This window comes from Oharaeibacter diazotrophicus (assembly GCF_004362745.1).
Taxonomy (GTDB): Bacteria; Pseudomonadota; Alphaproteobacteria; order Rhizobiales; family Pleomorphomonadaceae; genus Oharaeibacter; species Oharaeibacter diazotrophicus.
The window spans coordinates 181383-198965 of the sequence record NZ_SNXY01000008.1 but is presented as its reverse complement, the minus strand read 5'-3'; the positions used below and the strand labels follow the sequence as shown (position 1 = coordinate 198965).

The following is a 17583-nucleotide window of genomic DNA, read 5'->3' as shown; positions in this document are numbered from 1 at the left end:
CCGCGACCCCGCCGCCCTTGGCGGACGGGGTCCGTGTGCTATCCTCTCCCCGGTTGGGGGCGATCCTCGCTCCGGGAGATCAGGGTGGCCGACGTCGGCAAGGACTCGAGCGGCCGCGCCACCGGCGCGGCGAAGGACATGAGCGACCGCGGCGCCGGCGCGGCGGCCCTCGATCCGCTCGCCCCGGTCGCGGGGCGTCTCCGCCTCGCCCGTCTGGCGCTGACCTGGGAACGGCTGTGGCCGCGGCTGGTGCCGCCGCTGGTCGTCGTCGCGCTGTTCCTCGCGGCGGCCTGGCTGCGCCTCCTGGCGCCGCTGCCCGACTGGCTCCGCCTCGCCTTGGTCGCCGCCGCCGCGCTCGCCTTCCTCGCCGCCCTCGTGCCGGCGGTCCGCGTCCGTCTGCCCTCCGGCGCCGACGCCCTTGGCCGGCTCGAGCGCGATTCCGGCTTCGCCCACCAGCCGCTGTCGACGCTCGCCGACCGTCAGGCCACCGACACCGGCGACCCCGTCGCCGCCGCGCTCTGGCGAGCCCATCTCGCTCGCGTCGCACGCAGCCTCGCCGCCGTCCGGGTGCGTGCGCCGTCGCCCCGCGTCGACCGGCTCGACCCCTACGCCCTCCGCTCTCTGGTGGTGCTGGTCTTCGCGATCGGACTCGTCGCCGGCCGCGGCGACTATCTGGGCCCGCTGCGCGACGCCGTCCGCCTGCCGGTGGTGCCCGGCCCCGACGTCCGCGTCGACGCCTGGGTGACGCCGCCCGCCTACACCGGCCGCGCCCCGATCTTCCTCACCACCGCGACCCCGGCGGGCGCCGAAGCGCCGGACGGGGCCGCGCCCGCCGGCGCGGTGACCGTGCCGCAGGGCAGCGTGGTGTCGCTGCGCGTCTCCGGCGTCGCCGCCCCGTCGGCCGCCTTCCGCCCCGCCGACGCCGGCGCGCCGGCCGAGCCGATCGCCGCCGCCCCGCAGGCCGGCGCCGCGACCAACCCGGCCGCGGCCGACGACGCCGGCCTCACCCGCCCGACCGCCTTCCAGCACGCGCTCGCCGGCTCCGGCACGGTGGTGCTCGCCGCCGCCGACGGCGAACTGCGCAGCTTCGCCTTCGCCGTCGAGCCCGACCGCCCGCCGTCGATCCGGCTGGTCGAGGACCCCGGCGCGACGCTGCGCGGCGCCCTCCGCCTCGCCTACGAGGTCACCGACGACTACCGCGTCGCCGGTGCGAGGGCCGTGTTCTCCGAGCCGAAGACGCCGCTCGACGCCGCGATCGGCCCGCGCGCCGAGGCGCCGCGGCCGCTGGTCGGCGCGCCGGAACTGCCGCTGTCGTTGCCGCGTCGCAACGCCGCCAAGCCGACCGCCGAGACCATCCGCGACCTCTCGGCCCACCCCTGGGCCGGCGGCACCGTCACCATGCGCCTCGAGGCGCGCGACGACGCCGGCGCGACCGGCCTGTCGGCGCCGGTGGACGTGGTGGTCCCGGCACGGCCGTTCCGCAACCCGCTCGCCCGCGCCCTGGTCGAGCAGCGCCGCATGCTGGCGCTCGACGCCGGCAGCGCCGGTTTCGTCGCCGGCCTCCTCGACGATCTCACCACCTACACGCCCGAGTTCGTCGACGATGCCTCGGTGCACCTCGGCCTGCGCGTCATCCGCGCCCGCATCCTCGACGCCCGCTCCGACGACGACCTGCGCGCCGTGCTCGACCTGATGTGGCAGATGGCGCTCGCCATCGACGGCGGCGACGCCTCGCTCGCCGAACAGGCGCTGCGCGAGGCTCGCGAGCGGCTGCGCGAGGCGCTGCAGAACGGCGCCTCGCCCGAGGAGATCGCGCGGCTGACCGAGGAACTGCGCAAGGCGATGCAGGAGTACATGCAGGCGCTGCAGCAGCAGATGCGCGACAATCCGGATCTGGCGCAGTCCCAGCCGCCGCCCGACGAGAACGCGCAGACGGTCTCGCCGGAGGACTTCCAGAAGATGATCGACCGCATCGAGGAGATGTCGAAGCTCGGCGACCGCGAGGCGGCCGAGCAGCTGCTGTCGCAGCTCGACCGGATGCTCGAGAACCTCCAGACCGCCCAGCCGCGCCAGGGCCAGCCGCAGAAAGGGCAGCAGGGTCAGGGCCAGCAGATGATGAACGAGCTGGCGGACATGATCCGCCGCCAGCAGGAGCTGATGAACCAGACCCACAAGCTGACGCCGGACGGCCGCCCGCAGGACGGCCAGGGCATGTCGAGCGAGGAGATGCAGCAGGCGATGCGCGACCTGCAGCAGGGTCAGCAGGACCTCGAGAAGCGCCTCCAGGACCTGATGAAGCAGATGGAGAAGAACGGCATGCAGCCGGGCGGCGAGCTCGGCGAGGCCCAGGGCTCCATGAAGGGCGCGCAGGGTTCGCTCGGCGACGGCGAGCCGGACGACGCCCTCGGCCAGCAGGGCCGCGCCCTCGACCAGCTGCGCAAGGGCGCCCAGCAGCTCGCCGACCAGATGGGCGAGCAGGACGGCGAGGGCCGCGGCCGGCGCGGCGAGAGCGCCCGCGGCGAGGATCCGCTCGGCCGGCCCGAGCGCCGCGACGGGCCGGATTTCGGCGACAGTGTCAAGGTGCCCGGCGAGATCGAGGTGCAGCGCGCCCGCCGCATCCTCGAGGAACTGCGCCGCCGCTTCTCCGAACCCGACCGGCCGGCGATCGAGCTCGACTATCTCCAGCGGCTGCTGAACCCGTTCTGAGGCCGCGTTCGCGACGCTCCGGCCCGCGTTCCGGACGGCGCGGCGCTCTGCTATGACGGGGCTCCCGCCCCGCCGGACGCCGCCCGCCCATGTTCGTGCCGCTCTACGACCACAACCCGCTGGAACACGTCCGCCGGCCCTACGTGAACTGGGCGCTGATCGTCGTCACCTGCCTCGTCTGGCTGGTGGTCGAGAGCCCGGTCGGCTTCGGCGCCCTCGCCGGCGCCGCCTACGGCTACGGCCTGACGCCGGCGGTGCTCTTCGGCGACATGCGCCCGTTCGCCCCGTCGGCGCTGCCGGAATGGACGACGCTCGTCACCTACGCCTTCGTCCACGCCGACCTCTGGCACCTCCTCGGCAACGTCGTCTTCCTCTGGGTGTTCGGCGACAACGTCGAGGACGCCATGGGGCACCTGCGCTACCTCGTGTTCTACCTCGTCGCGGCCGTGGCCGCCGGCCTGTTCCACGCCGTGATGATGCCGACCGCCGACGGCCCGCTGGTCGGCGCCTCCGGGGCGATCGCCGCTGTGGTGGCGGCCTATCTGGTGCTGCACCCGCGCACCAAGCTCTGGATTCTCGCCTTCGGCCGCATCCCGCTGCGCCTGTCGGCGCGCTGGCCGCTGCTGATCTGGGTCGCCACCCAGTTCGTTTCGATCTTCTCCGGCGGCGACGAGCCGATCGGCTGGTACGCCCACGTCGGCGGCCTCGTCACCGGCGCCGTGCTGATCCTGGTGATGCGCCGGCCGGACGTGCCGCTGTTCGATCGCGGGCTGGCGGCGTAGACACGGTCTTGACGCGCACGTCACCGTGGTGCATCGCAATGCGACTTCCGGCCCGTTGACGGGAACCGGGGCCGCAACTACGGTCCCGCCCCGGACGTGTTGCCGCAGTGCAAAAACCGGCGCGAGGCCGGTGCCCGGGTCCCGCCGGCGTGCGGGTCCGGACCTCGGGAGGTTCCAACCGATGAAGATCCTGGTGCCCGTGAAGCGGGTGGTCGACTACAACGTCAAGATCCGGGTCAAGCCCGACGGTTCGGGCGTCGACCTCGCCAACGTGAAGATGTCGATGAACCCCTTCGACGAGATCGCCGTCGAGGAGGCGCTGCGGCTGAAGGAGGCCGGCAAGGCGACCGAGGTCGTCGTGGTCTCGATCGGCCCGGCGCAGGCGCAGGAGACGCTGCGCACCGCCCTCGCCATGGGCGCCGACCGCGGCATCCTGGTCCAGACCGACGCCACCGTCGAGCCGCTCGCCGTCGCCAAGATCCTGAAGGCGGTCGCCACCGCCGAAGGCCCGGGCCTCGTGATCCTCGGCAAGCAGGCGATCGACGACGACTGCAACCAGACCGGCCAGATGCTGGCCGCGCTGACCGGCTGGGGCCAGGGTACCTTCGCCTCCAAGGTCGAGATCGGCGAGGGCTCCGTCGACGTCACCCGCGAGGTCGACGGCGGTCTGCAGACGGTGAAGCTGGCGCTGCCGGCGATCGTCACCACGGACCTGCGCCTCAACGAGCCGCGCTACGCCTCGCTGCCCAACATCATGAAGGCGAAGAAGAAGCCGCTCGACACCAAGACCCCGGCCGACTTCGGCGTCGACGTCGCCCCGCGCCTGACGGTGGTGAAGACGACCGAGCCGAAGGGCCGCTCCGCGGGCGTCAAGGTGGCCTCGGCCGCCGAACTCGTCGCCAAGCTCAAGACCGAAGCCGGCGTGCTCTGACCGCAGGGGAAAGACGAACCATGGCCATCCTCCTCCTCGCCGAGCACGACGGCACCGTCGTCAAGGACTCCACCCACAAGGCGCTGACCGCCGCCGCCGCGATGGGCGGCGACGTCCACGTGCTGGTCGCCGGCGCCGGCGTCTCGGCCGCGGCCGCCGCCGCGGGCAAGCTCTCCGGTGTCGCCAAGGTGCTGGTCGCCGACGACGCTTCGCTCGCCCACCAGCTCGCCGAACCGCTGGCGGCGCTGATCGTCTCGCTCGCCAAGGGCTACGACGCCGTCGTCGCCCCGGCGACCTCGGTCGCCAAGAACGCCCTGCCGCGCGCCGCCGCGCTGCTCGACGTCATGCAGATCTCCGACGTCACCGCGGTGGTCTCGGCCGACACCTTCGAGCGCCCGATCTACGCCGGCAACGCCATCCAGACCGTCAAGTCCAACGACCCGGTCAAGGTCGTCACCGTGCGCACCGCCTCCTTCAAGGCGGCGGACGAAGGCGGTTCGGCCCCGGTCGAGGCGGTCGCCGTGCCGGCCGATCCGGGCGTGTCGTCCTTCGTCGGCGAGGCGCTGTCGAAGAACGACCGCCCCGAGCTGACCTCGGCGAAGATCATCGTCTCCGGTGGTCGCGCGCTCGGCTCGGCGGAGAAGTTCCAGGCCGTGGTGGTGCCGCTCGCCGACAAGCTCGGCGCCGCGGTCGGCGCCTCGCGCGCCGCGGTCGACGCCGGCTACGCCCCGAACGACTGGCAGGTCGGCCAGACCGGCAAGGTCGTGGCGCCGGACCTCTACGTCGCCCTCGGCATCTCCGGCGCGATCCAGCATCTCGCCGGCATGAAGGACTCCAAGGTGATCGTCGCCGTCAACAAGGACGAGGAGGCCCCGATCTTCCAGGTGGCCGACTACGGACTTGTCGGCGACCTCTTCGACGTCGTACCAGAACTCACCAAGGCTCTCGGCTGACGCCGTCAGGGCCGGGCGCACCCGCTTCGGGCGGGCGCCCGTCCTTCCGGCTCCGGGGGCGCAGCGATCCGAGGATAGGATGGTCGAGATCAAGACGATCGGCGTGATCGGCGCCGGGCAGATGGGCAGCGGCATCGCGCACGTCTCCGCGCTGGCCGGGTTCGAGGTCAGCATCGCCGACGTGTCGCCGGAGCGCATCGAGGCCGGCCTCGCCACGATCAACGGCAATCTCGCCCGTCAGGTCGCCGGCAAGAAGATCACCGAGGAGCAGCGCGCCGCCGCCCTCGCGCGCATCAAGGCGATCCCGTCCTACGACGGCTTCGCGGACACCGACCTCGTCATCGAGGCGGCGACCGAGAACGAGACCGTCAAGCGCAAGATCTTCCAGCAGCTCTGCCCGTCGCTGAAGCCCAAGGCGATGGTCGGCACCAACACCTCGTCGATCTCGATCACGCGCCTCGCCGCCTCGACCGACCGGCCCGAGCGTTTCATCGGCATCCACTTCATGAACCCGGTGCCGGTGATGCAGCTCGTCGAGCTGGTCCGCGGCATCGCCACCGAGGACGAGACATTCGACGCCGCCAAGGTCTACGTCGCCAAGCTCGGCAAGACCATCGCCGTGTCCGAGGACTTCCCGGCGTTCATGGTCAACCGCATCCTGCTGCCGATGATCAACGAGGCGATCTACACCCTCTACGAGGGCGTCGGCAGCGTGGACGCCATCGACACCGCCATGCGGCTCGGCGCCAACCACCCGATGGGCCCGCTGCAGCTCGCCGACTTCATCGGCCTCGACACCTGTCTGTCGATCATGCAGGTGCTCTACGAGGGCCTCGCCGATTCCAAGTACCGGCCCTGCCCGCTCCTGGTGAAATACGTCGAGGCCGGCTGGCTCGGCCGCAAGACCCAGCGCGGCTTCTACGACTACCGCGGCGAGCACCCGGTCCCGACCCGCTGAGGACCCGCTCTTCGTGGACGTCTCACGGCCCGGACCCGCTCCGGGCCGTTTCGTTTTCGTGTGGGGGCCTCGCTTCGCAGGCGCCTCACGCCCCCCGTTCGATTTCGAATTCAAGCACGCCGTCGTCGCGGCGACGCTGCCCGAGCAGGACGTGCCCGGCTTCGGCGCAGTGGTGCGGAATGTCGATCGCGGCCATCGGGTCGGTGGCGAGCACAACGATCCGCGTCCCGGCCGGACGATCGGCGAGCCGCTTGCGTGTCTTCAGCACCGGAAGGGGGCAGAGGAGACCGCGCAGGTCGAGCGTCTCTGCACCGTCGCCGCCGCGCGCCGCGCTCACTCCAACGCCGTCCGGCAGAGTTCGAGGAAGGCCGCCCCGGCGCCGCCGGCCGAGAGGGCCACGCCGAGGCCGATCACGGCGAGCGGCAGCAGCACCGACAGCACGAGGTCGGACCGACGCGGTGCCGGCGCGCGGGGCGGGGGAGGGGAGGCGTCCATCGCGGCCCTTCAGAGGCAGCCGGCGAGGCCGGCGACGAGGCGGGCGGCGTAGACGGCGTCGCCGCGGGCGACCGTCAGCACCAGCGTCGCCGCCGCAGCGGCGGCGATCGCCGCGCCTCCGGTCCAGACGACGATGCGAGCGGTGGTCGGGTTCATGTCGGCCATCCTAGCGCGCCGGTGGCCGCGCCGCCATCGGGACGACGCGGGATGGGGGACGGGTGCGCTCAGCCCGCCGCCAGCCGCTTCAGCTTGGCGAGCGCGTCCTCCTGCTTCTCGCCGTAGGAGATCGTGCCCTTGAAGCTTCCGGCGGCGTCGAACAGGTAGACGGCGGCGGTGTGGTCCATGGTGTAGTCCGCTCCGCCGTCCGGGGCCGGCACCTTGCGCCGGTAGACGCGGTAGGCGGCCACCATGTCGGCGACCTCCGCCTCGGTGCCGGTCAGGCCGACGATGCGGTCGGAGAAGGCCGAGAGATAGTCCTTCATGCTCGCCGCGGTGTCGCGCTCGGGGTCGACCGTGACGAAGTAGACGTCGAGCTTCGAGGCCTCCGCGCCCATGTCGGCGAGCATCACGCTCATCTCGCCGAGCGTGGTCGGGCAGACGTCGGGGCAATGGGTGTAGCCGAAGAAGATCGCGTGCGGCCGGCCGGCGAAGCGCGCCTCGGTGACGCGCGCGCCGGTGGTGTCGGTCAGCGTGAACGGCCCGCCGATCGCCGCCGCGTCGGTCACGGTCGAGGTCGTCGTCGGCCGCGTCTCCGCCTGCCAGATCACGTAGCCGGTGGCGCCGGCGAGGACGGCGATCAGCAGCCAGGTGGCGAGGCGGACGACGCGGACGGTGTTCATGGCTTCCTCGTTCGGATCAGGCCGACGTCCCACACCACCATGTCGACGGTGGTGGTGGCGCCGTCGGAGAAGTTCAGCGTCAACGGATAGACCTTGCCCACCCGGATCGAGCGGCCGACGCCCACCATCATCAGATGGGAACCGCCCGGCTTGAGTTCGATCTCGCCACCCGGCGGGATCGTGAAGCCGCCCTCGTGGGGCAGCATCTGCATGAAGCCGTCCTTGACCCCGGTGTCGTGGAAGACGACCGACTGCGCCACCGGCGTCGAGGCCGACACCAGCGTGACCGCGCTCGTGCCGGTGTTGTGCAGGACCATGTAGGCGGCGGCGATCTTCTGGCCGGGCTGGGTCGCCCGCGACCACGGCGACAGGATCTCGACGACACCCGCGGAGAACCGGGTCGTTTCGGTCGGCGCGGTGGTCACCGCCTGCGCCGGCACGACCGGCGGCACGGGGCGGACCGGCGCGGGCGCCAGCACGGCGAGGGCGGCGGCGAGGAGGGGGACGGCGGCGTTCGGCATGTGGGCTTCTCGAAATTCCGGACCAGCGCTCTCCGGCGGAGGCGGCCGCCGATCCTATCCACGGACGCGCCGGCCCCTCGACACGCCGATGGTCGCAGTATCCGAGTGCGCCGGAGGCGACAAGCCGGTAAAAACAGCCAAGGCGGTGGTGGCGTGTTGACGTTTACGTTCACGTCACGTACGACGGTCGGGTGCCCCGAGAGGACGGGGTGCGACGCCGGTGCCGCCACGCGGGAGGACGCGACGGATGGGTTTCGTCGAGCGACTGAGGAGCGAGTACGCCTATCTGAGCGGCGCGATCCGCGCGCTGCGCCGGACCACCGCGATCGCGCGCAACCCCGATCGGGTCTATCCCGACGTGGTCGCCGATCTTGCCGCCCGCTTCGGCGAGCGCCCGGCCCTGATCTCGGACTGCGAGACCTTCACCTATTCCGACTACCACCGCCGCGGCAACCGCTACGCCCGTTGGGCGCTGGCGAACGGGATCGGGCGCGGCGACACCGTCGCGCTGCTGATGCCGAACCGGCCGGAGTATCTGGCGGTCTGGCTCGGCGTCGCGCGCGCAGGCGGCGTCACCGCGCTGCTCAACACCAATCTCGCCGGCGCCTCGCTCGCCCATTGCGTCAACATCGTCGCGCCGAAGATCGTGATCGTCGCCGCCGAACTGGCGGACGTCTTCGAGACCGCGCGCCCGCACCTCACCGGCGCACCGGCGATCTGGGGCTACGGCGCGGGCGCCCCCGGCGCGCGGCTCGACCTCGCGCTCGCCGATCTCGACGACGCCGACGTCCCCGCCGCCGAGCGACCGAAGCTGACCACCTCGGACCGCTGCCTGTGGATCTACACCTCGGGCACCACCGGCATGCCCAAGGCGGCGAACATCAACCACTACCGCGTCCAGGCGATCATGAACGGCTTCTCCGCCGCCATGAACGCCACGAAGGACGACCGCATGTACGTGGCGCTGCCGCTCTACCACACCTCCGGCGGCGTGCTGGCGACCGGCACCGTGCTCACCGTCGGCGGAGCCGTGGTGATCCGCGAGAAATTCTCCGCCCGCGAGTTCTGGGACGACCTGGTGCGCTACGACTGCACCCTGTTCCAGTACATCGGCGAGCTCTGCCGCTACCTGCTCAACACCCCGCCGCATCCGAAGGAACGCGCCCACCGGGTCCGCCTCGCCAGCGGCAACGGTCTGAGGCCGGACATCTGGACCGCGTTCCAGGAGCGCTTCGCCATCCCGCAGATCCTGGAATGGTACGCGGCGACGGAGGGCAACGCCGTCCTGTTCAACTTCGACGGCAAGCCAGGCTCGATCGGCCGGGTGCCGAAATGGGCCGAGCGCAAGTTCCTGCTGAAGGTCGTGCGTTTCGACGTCGCCCGCGAAGAGGTCGTCCGCGGTCCCGACGGCCGCTGCGTCGCCTGCGGCCCCGACGAGGTCGGCGAGTTGATCTCCGAGATCGTCGACGACCCGAAGAAGCCGAGCCAGCGCTTCAACGGCTACGCCGACGCCGAATCGACCCGCCGCAAGATCCTGGAGAACGCCTTCTCCGAGGGCGACCGCTGGTTCCGCACCGGCGACCTCGTCCGCCGCGACCGGCTCGGCTACTACTACTTCGTCGACCGCATCGGTGATACCTTCCGCTGGAAGGGCGAGAACGTCGCGACCTCCGAGGTCGCCGAGGCGATCGGCGTCTTCCCCGGCGTCCACACCGCCAACGTCTACGGCGTCGCCGTGCCCGATCGCGACGGCCGCGCCGGCATGGCCGCACTGGAGGCCGACGACGGTCTCGACCTCGCCGCCCTGTCGCGCCACCTCGACGAGCGGCTGCCGGCCTACGCCAAGCCGGTGTTCCTGCGCCGCCAGGGCGAGATCGAGACCACCACCACCTTCAAGTTGAAGAAGGTCGACCTCAAGACCGAGGGCTTCGACCCCAACCGAATCGCCGACGAGCTGTTCTATCTCGATCCGGCGAGCGGGACCTACGTCCGGCTCGATCCAGCGACCTACGACCGCATCGTCGCCGGTACGGTCAGGCTCTGAACTGCGTCCCCGACCGGTCCGGACGGGCGGGACCGTCGGGGGCAGGCATGCGGCCGGCGCAAGGTCCGGCAAAGCATGGTAGTGTTTTCCCTGATCGGGATCGCCCACCCGCTCCCGGAGGGGGAGGCGTCCCTTCCAACAGGGAGGACACCGCGATGATCCCGACCGCCGCCGAGGTACTGTCGTTCTGGTGGGACGCCGGGCCCGCCGCCTGGTTCTCGGCCGATCCGGCCTTCGACGCCCGCGTCGCCGCCGAACTCGGCCGCGCCCACGAGGAGGCCGCGGCCGGGCGACTCTCCGCCTGGGCCGACACGCCGGACGGCGCGTTGGCGCTGATCCTCCTCACCGACCAGGTGCCGCGCAACGCCTTCCGCGGCACCGCGCGCGCCTTCGCGACCGATCCGATCGCGCTCGCGACAGCCCGGCACGCGCTCGACGCCGGTTTCCCGAGGGTGTTCCCGCCGGTGGCGCGCGCGTTCTTCTACCTGCCCTTCGAGCATGCCGAGGACATGGGCGCGCAGGCGCTGTCGGTCGATCTGTTCCGGGCGCTCGGCGACCGCGAGACCTATTTCTACGCCCTCGTCCACCTCGACGCGATCAGGCGATTCGGCCGTTTCCCGCATCGCAACGCCGTGCTCGGCCGCGTCTCGACGCCCGAGGAGGAGGCCTATCTCGCCTCCGGCGGCTTCCGCGGCTGAGCGGTCGGAGAGAGGTCGGTCAGAGCGGGGCGGCGGGCGAGGCGGTGGCGGCGCGCAGCGACAGGAGCGCCACCGCGGCCGACGCGACGGCGTTCCAGCCGGCGAAGGACAGGCCGAACATCCGCCACGTCGCCTCGGTGCAGGAGACCAACCGCGTCCCCTGGATCTGCTTTAGGAGGTCGGCGGCGTTGGTGGTGACCGCCGCGCCGCCGCCGCAGTCGCTCGGGCCGGCCCAGAAGCCCCATTCGGCGCCGGCGTGATAGGCGCCGAGGCCGAAGCCGGCGAGGAAGACGAGGCCGGCGAGGAGATATAGCCCGCGCGCCGGTTTCGGCGCCCGCGCCGCCAGGACGAGCCCGAGCAGCAGGATCGGCAGGCCGACGTAGTAGGGGATCCGCTCCTCGAGGCAGAGCTTGCAAGGCACGTAGCCGCCGATGAGCTGGAAGCCCCAGGCGCCGAGGATGGTGGCGAGACCGATCGCGAAGGCGAGCGCCGCGGCGCGCACGGGGGCTCGGACGGCGGGGTTCGGGCTGGTCATGGGGGCGGAAACCGGTTCGGCTGGGGCTGCGGCCCCCTGCCTAGCACCGCCGCGGCGGTCCCGGCAATCGGGGGAGACCGCGGAGGGCGGGGCGATCCGGACCGGCACGTCGCCCCGGGGGGCTGGGGGGCTGAAGAACCGGCGCGGCGGCCGATCCGGACGAGGGCGAGACTGCCCCCGCCCTCGGGCCGCCGCGTGGCGTCATCCGGGCGAAACCGCGGCGGCGCGCGGGTTTCTTGCGGGCGGCGGGCGTCGGGCCCTCGCTCGGCCTCAGGACGACAGCCGCAGCGTCAGGATGCGGCGGGTGATGTCGGCATAGGCGGCGGTCAGCGCCGCGGCGTCCTCGGCGTCGTAGAAGGCCGGCGCGCCGGCGATCTCGGAGGCGCAGGCCCGCAGCGTGTCTTTGGCGGCCGGTTCTCCGGCGAGGGCGAAGCCGACGGTGTAGACCGTGACGCCGTCGGCCTTCATGGCGTCGCAGACGGCGAGCGCCGCGTTGGCCGAGCGCGCCTCGTTGACGCCGCTCATGCTGCCGAGGAAGGTGTTGAACTTGCCGTCGGTCATCAGGATCGCGATCTTGCGGGTCTCCGGCGCTCCGAAGGCGGCGCCGGTATGGTCGGCGCCGAACACGTCGCGCCAGCGCGGCGAGAGCAGCCAGTAGGCCCAGGACGCGCCGAGATGGCCGGCGGTGGTGCCGCCGGTCTTCAGCCCCTTGATCGCCGCGCGCACGGCGGCGCTGTCGGTCGTCAGCGGCACCACGGCGGTGGTCGGGCAGGTGGTGGCCGCGCGCAGCCGGGCGGCGGTGGCGCTGGCGTCGCTGTCGGCGGTGGTGAGGTCGGCCCGCTCCATCACGCAAGCGGTGCTCTTGTTCGCCGAGACGGTGCGGGCGTAGGCGCCGGCGTTGACGCCGGCGGCGAAGGGCGCCAGCGCCACCTTGACCCGCGACGAACCCGACGGCGCCGAGGCGTAGACCTTGTCGACGAGGTCGGTCGCGGCGGTGCGCAGCGCGGCGATCTTGACCTTGCCGTCGGTGGTGTACTCGTCCATCGACCCGGTGGTGTCGAGCATCATCGAGAGCTCGATGGTGTCGGCGTCGAGCTGCGACGACGAGGTCGAGCGCACGGTGATGCTGTCGAAGCCGAACACGGTCAGGAAGGCGGTCGGCACTGTCGCGGTGGTGGTGACGCTGACGCGGCCCTTGGCGGGGTCGGTCACGACCGTCGGGGTCGCCGCGGAGAAGCCGCGGGCCGCCTCGGCGGCGTAGTTCGCCTCGAAGTTCCGCGTCGCCTCGTCGGCGATCCGTTTGGTGTCGGTGATGCCGGAGACGTAGAGCTTGGCACCGGCCAGCGAGGCGGCGTCGACCGCGCCGTCGAGCCGCGACTGCACCTTCAGCGCGACGCCGTAGTCCACCGCGCCGCCGACCGCGAGGCCGAGCACCGACATCGTGCAGGCGAACACGACCGCCAGGGTGCCGCGGTCGTCGCGGCGGAAATCGGCGGGGCGGCGGGACGGGTGGACGCGGAGCGGGAACATCGGTGGCCTCCGACGAACCGGTCGGGATGCCGGTTCGCCGCAGCTACCGCAGGATGCGTGCCGACCCCGCCCATCCGCCCGCGTTAACGGTTCGGCAACCGCCAAGCCCTTGACACGTCGGATTCGTGTCGAATGCCGCGGAGCCTGTTCACCACGCGTTAGGCATGTCTCTTGAGACCTTGTTTACGAAGACCCGCCCGGCCTCGCACGCCCGGCCGTTCGCCGTGCCCGCGCCGTCCCGGAATGGCACGCTCCGTTCCGGGTCCGGCGAGACGCGGAGTCGGTCAGAAGTCGGCGGCGAGGCCCTTGATCTCCCAGTCGCCGTAGCGCACCGGCTCGAGGCCGCCGCGGCCCCGGATCTCGCGCGGTGCCGGCTCGGCGGCCGCGGCGGCACGGCGCGCCTCGGCCTCCTCGAGGGCGCGGCGGGCGGCGGGCGAGAGTTCGCGCGGCGCGGCGGGCGTCGCGTCGGCGGTCGTGGCGGTGTCGGGCGTGTCGGTCATGGCCTCGTGGTTCCCCTGGGAACGGTGGTCGGGCGCCTCTTCGCTTGATGCACCGGCGCCGGCTTCCCATCATATAGGTCGTTCGGCGGATCTCCGCCGCGGGCGTGCGGCCCGCCCGTTCCCGGCCGCCACCGGGACCGCCATGAACGTCTTCCGCACCGCCCTGCTCCTCGCCGCCATGACCGCGCTGTTCATGGGTGTCGGCTATCTGGTCGGTGGCCAGGGCGGCATGGTGGTCGCCTTCCTCGTCGCCGCGGCGATGAACCTCTTCAGCTACTGGAACGCCGACAAGATGGTGCTGCGGATGCACGGCGCCGTCGAGGTCGACGCCGCGACGGCGCCGCGCTACCACGCCATCGTCCGCGAGCTCGCCGCCCGCGCCGGCCTGCCGATGCCGCGGGTCTACCTGATCGACAACCCGCAGCCGAACGCCTTCGCCACCGGCCGCAATCCGGAGAACGCCGCGGTCGCCGCCACCACCGGCCTCCTCGACATGTTGACCCCCGACGAGGTCGCGGGCGTGATGGCGCACGAACTCGCCCACGTGAAGAATCGCGACACGCTGACGATGACGATCACCGCCACCATCGCTGGCGCAATCTCGATGCTGGCGAATTTCGGGCTGTTCTTCGGCGGCAGCCGCGACGAGCGCAATCCGCTCGGCTTCGTCGGCGTCCTCGTCGCGGTGATCGTGGCGCCCTTCGCGGCCATGCTGGTGCAGATGGCGATCTCGCGCACCCGCGAATACGCCGCCGACCGGCTCGGCGCGGAGATCTCGGGCCGTCCGGACGCGCTCGCGTCCGCGCTTTCCAAGATCGCCGGCGGCGCGGCGCACATTCCCAACATGACGGCCGAGGCGAATCCTGCTACGGCCCATCTCTTCATCATCAATCCGCTCTCCGGCGAGCGCATGGACAACCTCTTCTCCACCCACCCGGCCACCGAGAACCGCATCCGCGCGCTGATGGACTACGCGCGGTCCGCGGGGCTTTCGGCCGGCCCCGCCTACGGCGGCGGCGCCCCCGGCGCCGCGCCGCGCGGGCCGTGGGGCGGGCGGGAGGACGGCGGTTCGGCGCCCGGCCGTGGCGGCAGACGTGGGCCTTGGGGATGACGCCTCCGAGCGGTGGGAACGGACCCGGGGGCGATCGTCCCGGGGGTGGTGGTGCCGGCGGCAAGGGCCGCCGGCCCGGCGGCGAATTCGGCGGCCGCGGACCGCGTGGCGGTCACGGCGGCGGTCCGAAGGGCGGACCCGGCGGTGATCGCGGCGGCCGTGGTGTGGGCCCGCGCGGGCCCGGTCTCGACGGCGGCCGTTCGCCCGGCGCCGCGGGAGACGGGCCGCGACCGCCCCGGCGCGACCGTCCGGCCGAGGCCGGCGCCGGCTTCGCCGGGCCGCGCGGCCCGCGGTCCGAGTCTTTCGACCGTCCACCGCGCGCGGATCGTCCAGACCGTCCGCCGCGCGCCGAGCGTCCCGCCGGTGCCGACGGCGGTCCGCGCCGCCGCGACGAGGCCGGCGCCCCCCGTCCGTACCGCCCCGCCGGCGACGACCGCCGCGGTCCGCCGCGCGGCGAGGGCCAGGGTCCGGCCCGCGGCCCGCGTGCCGAGGCCGGCCAGGGTCCACGCGGCCCCCGCCCCGAAGGCGGCCGCGGCCCGCGTCCCGAAGGTGGCCGTGGTCCGCAGGGCCGTGGCGACGATCGCCGTGGTCCGCCGCGCGACGACCGCCGCGGCCCGCCGCGCGGGCGGCCGCCGCAAGGCCGCACGCTCGGCCTCGAGGCCCGCAAGCTCGCGGTCGACCTCGTCGTCGGCGTCCGCAAGGGCCGTCTGCTCGACCAGTTGCTCGACGAGGGCTTCCTCGCCCGCCGCTACCAGACGCTCGACGCCCGCGACCGCGCCCTGGTGCGTGCCGTCGTCGGCGTGGCGCTGCGCCGCCACGGCCAGATCGAGGACGCGATCGGGCGCTACCTGCAGCGTCCGCTGCCCGACAAGGCCCTGACGCTGAAGGCGATCCTCGAGGTCGCCGCCGCGCAGATCCTGTTCATGGACGTCGCCGACCACGCCGCCGTGGCGATCGCGGTCGACCTCGCCGGCGCCGATCCCGACGCGGCGCCCTACAAGGGCCTCGTCAACGCCGTCCTGCGCCGCATCGGCGCGGAGAAGGGCGACATCCTGCGTGCGCAGGACGCCGTCGCCCTCGACACCCCGGCGTGGCTCTTGGAGCGCTGGACCGCCGCCTACGGCGCCGAGACCGCGCGCGCCATCGCCGCCTCGCACCTCGTCGAGCCGAGCCTCGACCTCACCGTCAAGTCCGACCCCGAGGGCTGGGCCGCCCGCCTCGGCGGCATCGTGCTGCCCACCGGCAGCGTGCGTCTCGTCTCCTCCGGTTCGATCGACAAGATCGAGGGCTACGACGAGGGCGCGTGGTGGGTCCAGGACGCCGCGGCGACCATCCCGGTGCACCTGCTCGGCGACGTCGCCGGCCGCAAGGTCGCCGACCTCTGCGCCGCCCCCGGCGGCAAGACCGCCATGCTCGCCCACCGCGGCGCCGACGTCACCGCCGTCGACCAGTCCGAGCACCGGCTCGGCCGGCTGCAGCGCAACCTGTTCCGGCTCGATCTGAAGGCCTCGGTCGAGGTCGCCGACGTCGCCGAGTGGCTGCGCGGGCCGTTCGACATGATCCTGCTCGACGCGCCCTGCACCGCCACCGGCACGCTGCGCCGCCATCCCGACGGCGCCCTCTCCAAGGGCCCGGAGGACGTCGCCAAGCTCGCCGCGCTGCAGCGCCGCCTCCTCGACCAGGCGATCCGGCTGCTCCGCCCGGGCGGGCTGATCGTCTATTCGGTGTGCTCGCTGGAGCCGGAGGAGGGCCCCGACCAGATCCGCCGGCTGATGCTGATCGACGCCCCGGTCGAGCGCGTCCCGGTGACGGCGGACGAGGTGTTCGGCCTCGCCGAGATCGTCACCGAGGAGGGCGACGTCCGCACTCTGCCGTCGCACCTGCCGAATGCCGATCCCCGCCTCGCCGGCCTGGACGGCTTCTTTGCTGCACGTTTGCGCAAGAAGATCTGAGATAGGTCGCTTTTGCCACTTGCCGTTGGCGTAAGCCGCCGGCACGATCCGGGCCCGACGGAGGACGGCATGGCGAGCGCGGACAGGGACGACGACTGGTACGAGCGCGAGTACAATCCGCGGGTCACGGTTGCCGAAACGGCCGCCCTGCTCGCGGCTTGGCCGGTGCGCTCGGCCGCCGTGACGGCCCGCCGGCGGCCGACCGCCGCCGACGTCGCCTACGGCCCGCATCCGCGCGAGATCTTCGACTTCCACCGCGCCGAGCACGCCCGCGGCGTGCTGGTCTTCGTCCACGGCGGCTACTGGCGCGCCTTCACCAAGGCCGAGACCGCGTTCCTGCTCGACGGCTTCCTCGACCAGGGCGTCTCGGTGGCGCTGGTCAACTATCCGCTCTGCCCGGAGGTGACGATCGCCGCCATCGCCGAGAGCGTGCGCCGCGCCTTCGCCGTCCTCTACGCGGACGTCCTCGACGCCGCCGAACGCGCCGCCGTGGTGGTCTCCGGCCATTCCGCCGGCGGCTATCTCGCCGCGGACCTGATGACCGTCGACTGGACGGCCGTCGGCCTGCCCGCCGACCCGATCCGCCTCGTGCTGCCGATCTCCGGCCTGTTCGAGCTCGAGCCGCTGATCCGCACCTCGATGAACGCGGCGTTGCGGCTCGATGCGGCGAGCGCGCGCGACTGGAGCCTCGTCGACCGTGCGCCGCGGGTCCGTGCCGCCTTGGCGCTCGCCGTCGGCGGCGACGAGAGCGCCGAGTTCCACCGCCAGTCCGCCGCCCTCGCCGCCGCCTGGAGCGGACGGACGCCGCGGCTGATCTCGGTGCCCTCCGCCAATCATTTCACCGTGCTCGATTCCCTCGCCACCCCCGGCGCGCTGCTCAACACCCTGGCGCTCGACGGCTTCAGCATCGGCTGAACCCTCCGGGACGCCCCCTCGCCGGAATCGCTTTTTCCGCGTTCCGGAAACACTCTGGTAACCACGGGTCGCCTTCAATCGTCGAGCGTGGCAGACGCACATCCCGCCGCGGG

The 17583-nt window shown here is 72.8% G+C and carries 17 protein-coding genes and 1 pseudogene; 10 read left to right on the top strand and 8 right to left on the bottom strand.

Annotated elements, in window-relative coordinates; genetic code table 11:
• The first annotated feature begins 84 nt into the window (after positions 1-84).
• The 5 genes from EDD54_RS13220 (at position 85) to EDD54_RS13200 (ending at position 6330) form a co-directional block, all read left to right on the top strand.
• A complete protein-coding gene (locus EDD54_RS13220) occupies positions 85-2706 on the top strand; it encodes a TIGR02302 family protein (protein ID WP_126539892.1) in 2622 nt (873 codons plus the stop codon).
• An 89-nt stretch (positions 2707-2795) separates the two neighbouring features.
• Positions 2796-3488 (top strand): rhomboid family intramembrane serine protease, encoded by a 693-nt coding sequence (locus EDD54_RS13215; protein ID WP_126539890.1) that lies wholly within the window; start codon positions 2796-2798, stop codon positions 3486-3488.
• Between the two features lie 181 nt (positions 3489-3669).
• Entirely contained in the window at positions 3670-4419 is a 750-nt protein-coding gene (locus EDD54_RS13210; RefSeq protein ID WP_126539888.1) for an electron transfer flavoprotein subunit beta/FixA family protein, read from the top strand.
• Between the two features lie 20 nt (positions 4420-4439).
• Entirely contained in the window at positions 4440-5372 is a 933-nt protein-coding gene (locus tag EDD54_RS13205) for an electron transfer flavoprotein subunit alpha/FixB family protein (protein ID WP_126539886.1), read from the top strand.
• 79 nt (positions 5373-5451) lie between these two features.
• The gene (locus EDD54_RS13200) at positions 5452-6330 is read left to right on the top strand and encodes a 3-hydroxybutyryl-CoA dehydrogenase (protein ID WP_126539884.1); all 879 of its coding nucleotides are present in this window, start codon (positions 5452-5454) and stop codon (positions 6328-6330) included.
• An 85-nt stretch (positions 6331-6415) separates the two neighbouring features.
• Here EDD54_RS13200 and EDD54_RS13195 read toward each other — a convergent pair whose 3' ends face one another.
• From EDD54_RS13195 to EDD54_RS13185, 5 genes are all read right to left on the bottom strand, one after another.
• On the bottom strand, positions 6416-6667 hold the full coding sequence (locus EDD54_RS13195) for a sulfurtransferase TusA family protein (RefSeq protein WP_126539881.1): 252 nt from the start codon (positions 6665-6667) through the stop codon (positions 6416-6418).
• Positions 6664-6825, bottom strand: coding sequence for a hypothetical protein (locus EDD54_RS23025; protein ID WP_165644501.1), 162 nt, complete (start codon positions 6823-6825; stop codon positions 6664-6666). The genes EDD54_RS13195 and EDD54_RS23025 overlap by 4 nt, the downstream gene beginning before the upstream one ends.
• Before the next feature lie 9 nt (positions 6826-6834).
• Entirely contained in the window at positions 6835-6981 is a 147-nt protein-coding gene (locus tag EDD54_RS23020; RefSeq protein ID WP_165644502.1) for a hypothetical protein, read from the bottom strand.
• A 68-nt stretch (positions 6982-7049) separates the two neighbouring features.
• Positions 7050-7664, bottom strand: coding sequence for an SCO family protein (locus EDD54_RS13190; RefSeq protein WP_126539879.1), 615 nt, complete (start codon positions 7662-7664; stop codon positions 7050-7052).
• Complete coding sequence (locus EDD54_RS13185) at positions 7661-8185, bottom strand: copper chaperone PCu(A)C (RefSeq protein WP_126539877.1); 525 nt, start codon at positions 8183-8185, stop codon at positions 7661-7663. The genes EDD54_RS13190 and EDD54_RS13185 overlap by 4 nt, the downstream gene beginning before the upstream one ends.
• 247 nt (positions 8186-8432) lie before the next feature.
• On the opposite strand from EDD54_RS13185, the gene EDD54_RS13180 reads away from it, so the two are divergent.
• A complete protein-coding gene (locus EDD54_RS13180) occupies positions 8433-10229 on the top strand; it encodes a long-chain-acyl-CoA synthetase (RefSeq protein ID WP_126539875.1) in 1797 nt (598 codons plus the stop codon).
• A 155-nt stretch (positions 10230-10384) separates the two neighbouring features.
• Positions 10385-10927 (top strand): DUF924 family protein, encoded by a 543-nt coding sequence (locus EDD54_RS13175; protein ID WP_126539873.1) that lies wholly within the window; start codon positions 10385-10387, stop codon positions 10925-10927.
• Positions 10928-10946: 19 nt separating this feature from the next.
• On the opposite strand, the gene EDD54_RS13170 is transcribed toward EDD54_RS13175, so the two are convergent.
• From EDD54_RS13170 to EDD54_RS13160, 3 genes are all read right to left on the bottom strand, one after another.
• Positions 10947-11462 carry a disulfide bond formation protein B gene (locus EDD54_RS13170; protein ID WP_126539871.1) on the bottom strand — a complete coding sequence of 172 codons (516 nt, stop codon included), beginning with the start codon at positions 11460-11462 and terminating at the stop codon, positions 10947-10949.
• Positions 11463-11732: 270 nt separating this feature from the next.
• A complete protein-coding gene (locus EDD54_RS13165; protein ID WP_126539869.1) occupies positions 11733-12992 on the bottom strand; it encodes a TadE/TadG family type IV pilus assembly protein in 1260 nt (419 codons plus the stop codon).
• A gap of 284 nt (positions 12993-13276) precedes the next feature.
• Positions 13277-13492, bottom strand: a complete 216-nt coding sequence (locus EDD54_RS13160) for a DUF1674 domain-containing protein (RefSeq protein ID WP_126539867.1) — start codon at positions 13490-13492, stop codon at positions 13277-13279.
• A gap of 142 nt (positions 13493-13634) precedes the next feature.
• Here EDD54_RS13160 and htpX point away from each other — a divergent pair, with 142 nt between their 5' ends.
• The 3 genes and pseudogenes from htpX to EDD54_RS13145 all read left to right on the top strand — a co-directional run bounded on the left by htpX (position 13635) and on the right by EDD54_RS13145 (position 17470).
• Positions 13635-14603 carry a zinc metalloprotease HtpX gene (gene htpX / locus EDD54_RS13155; protein ID WP_126539865.1) on the top strand — a complete coding sequence of 323 codons (969 nt, stop codon included), beginning with the start codon at positions 13635-13637 and terminating at the stop codon, positions 14601-14603.
• A 614-nt stretch (positions 14604-15217) separates the two neighbouring features.
• Positions 15218-16555 (top strand): annotated as a pseudogene (locus tag EDD54_RS13150) (RsmB/NOP family class I SAM-dependent RNA methyltransferase); the annotation flags it as partial.
• Positions 16556-16624: 69 nt separating this feature from the next.
• Entirely contained in the window at positions 16625-17470 is an 846-nt protein-coding gene (locus tag EDD54_RS13145; RefSeq protein WP_126539861.1) for an alpha/beta hydrolase, read from the top strand.
• Positions 17471-17583 lie beyond the last annotated feature (113 nt).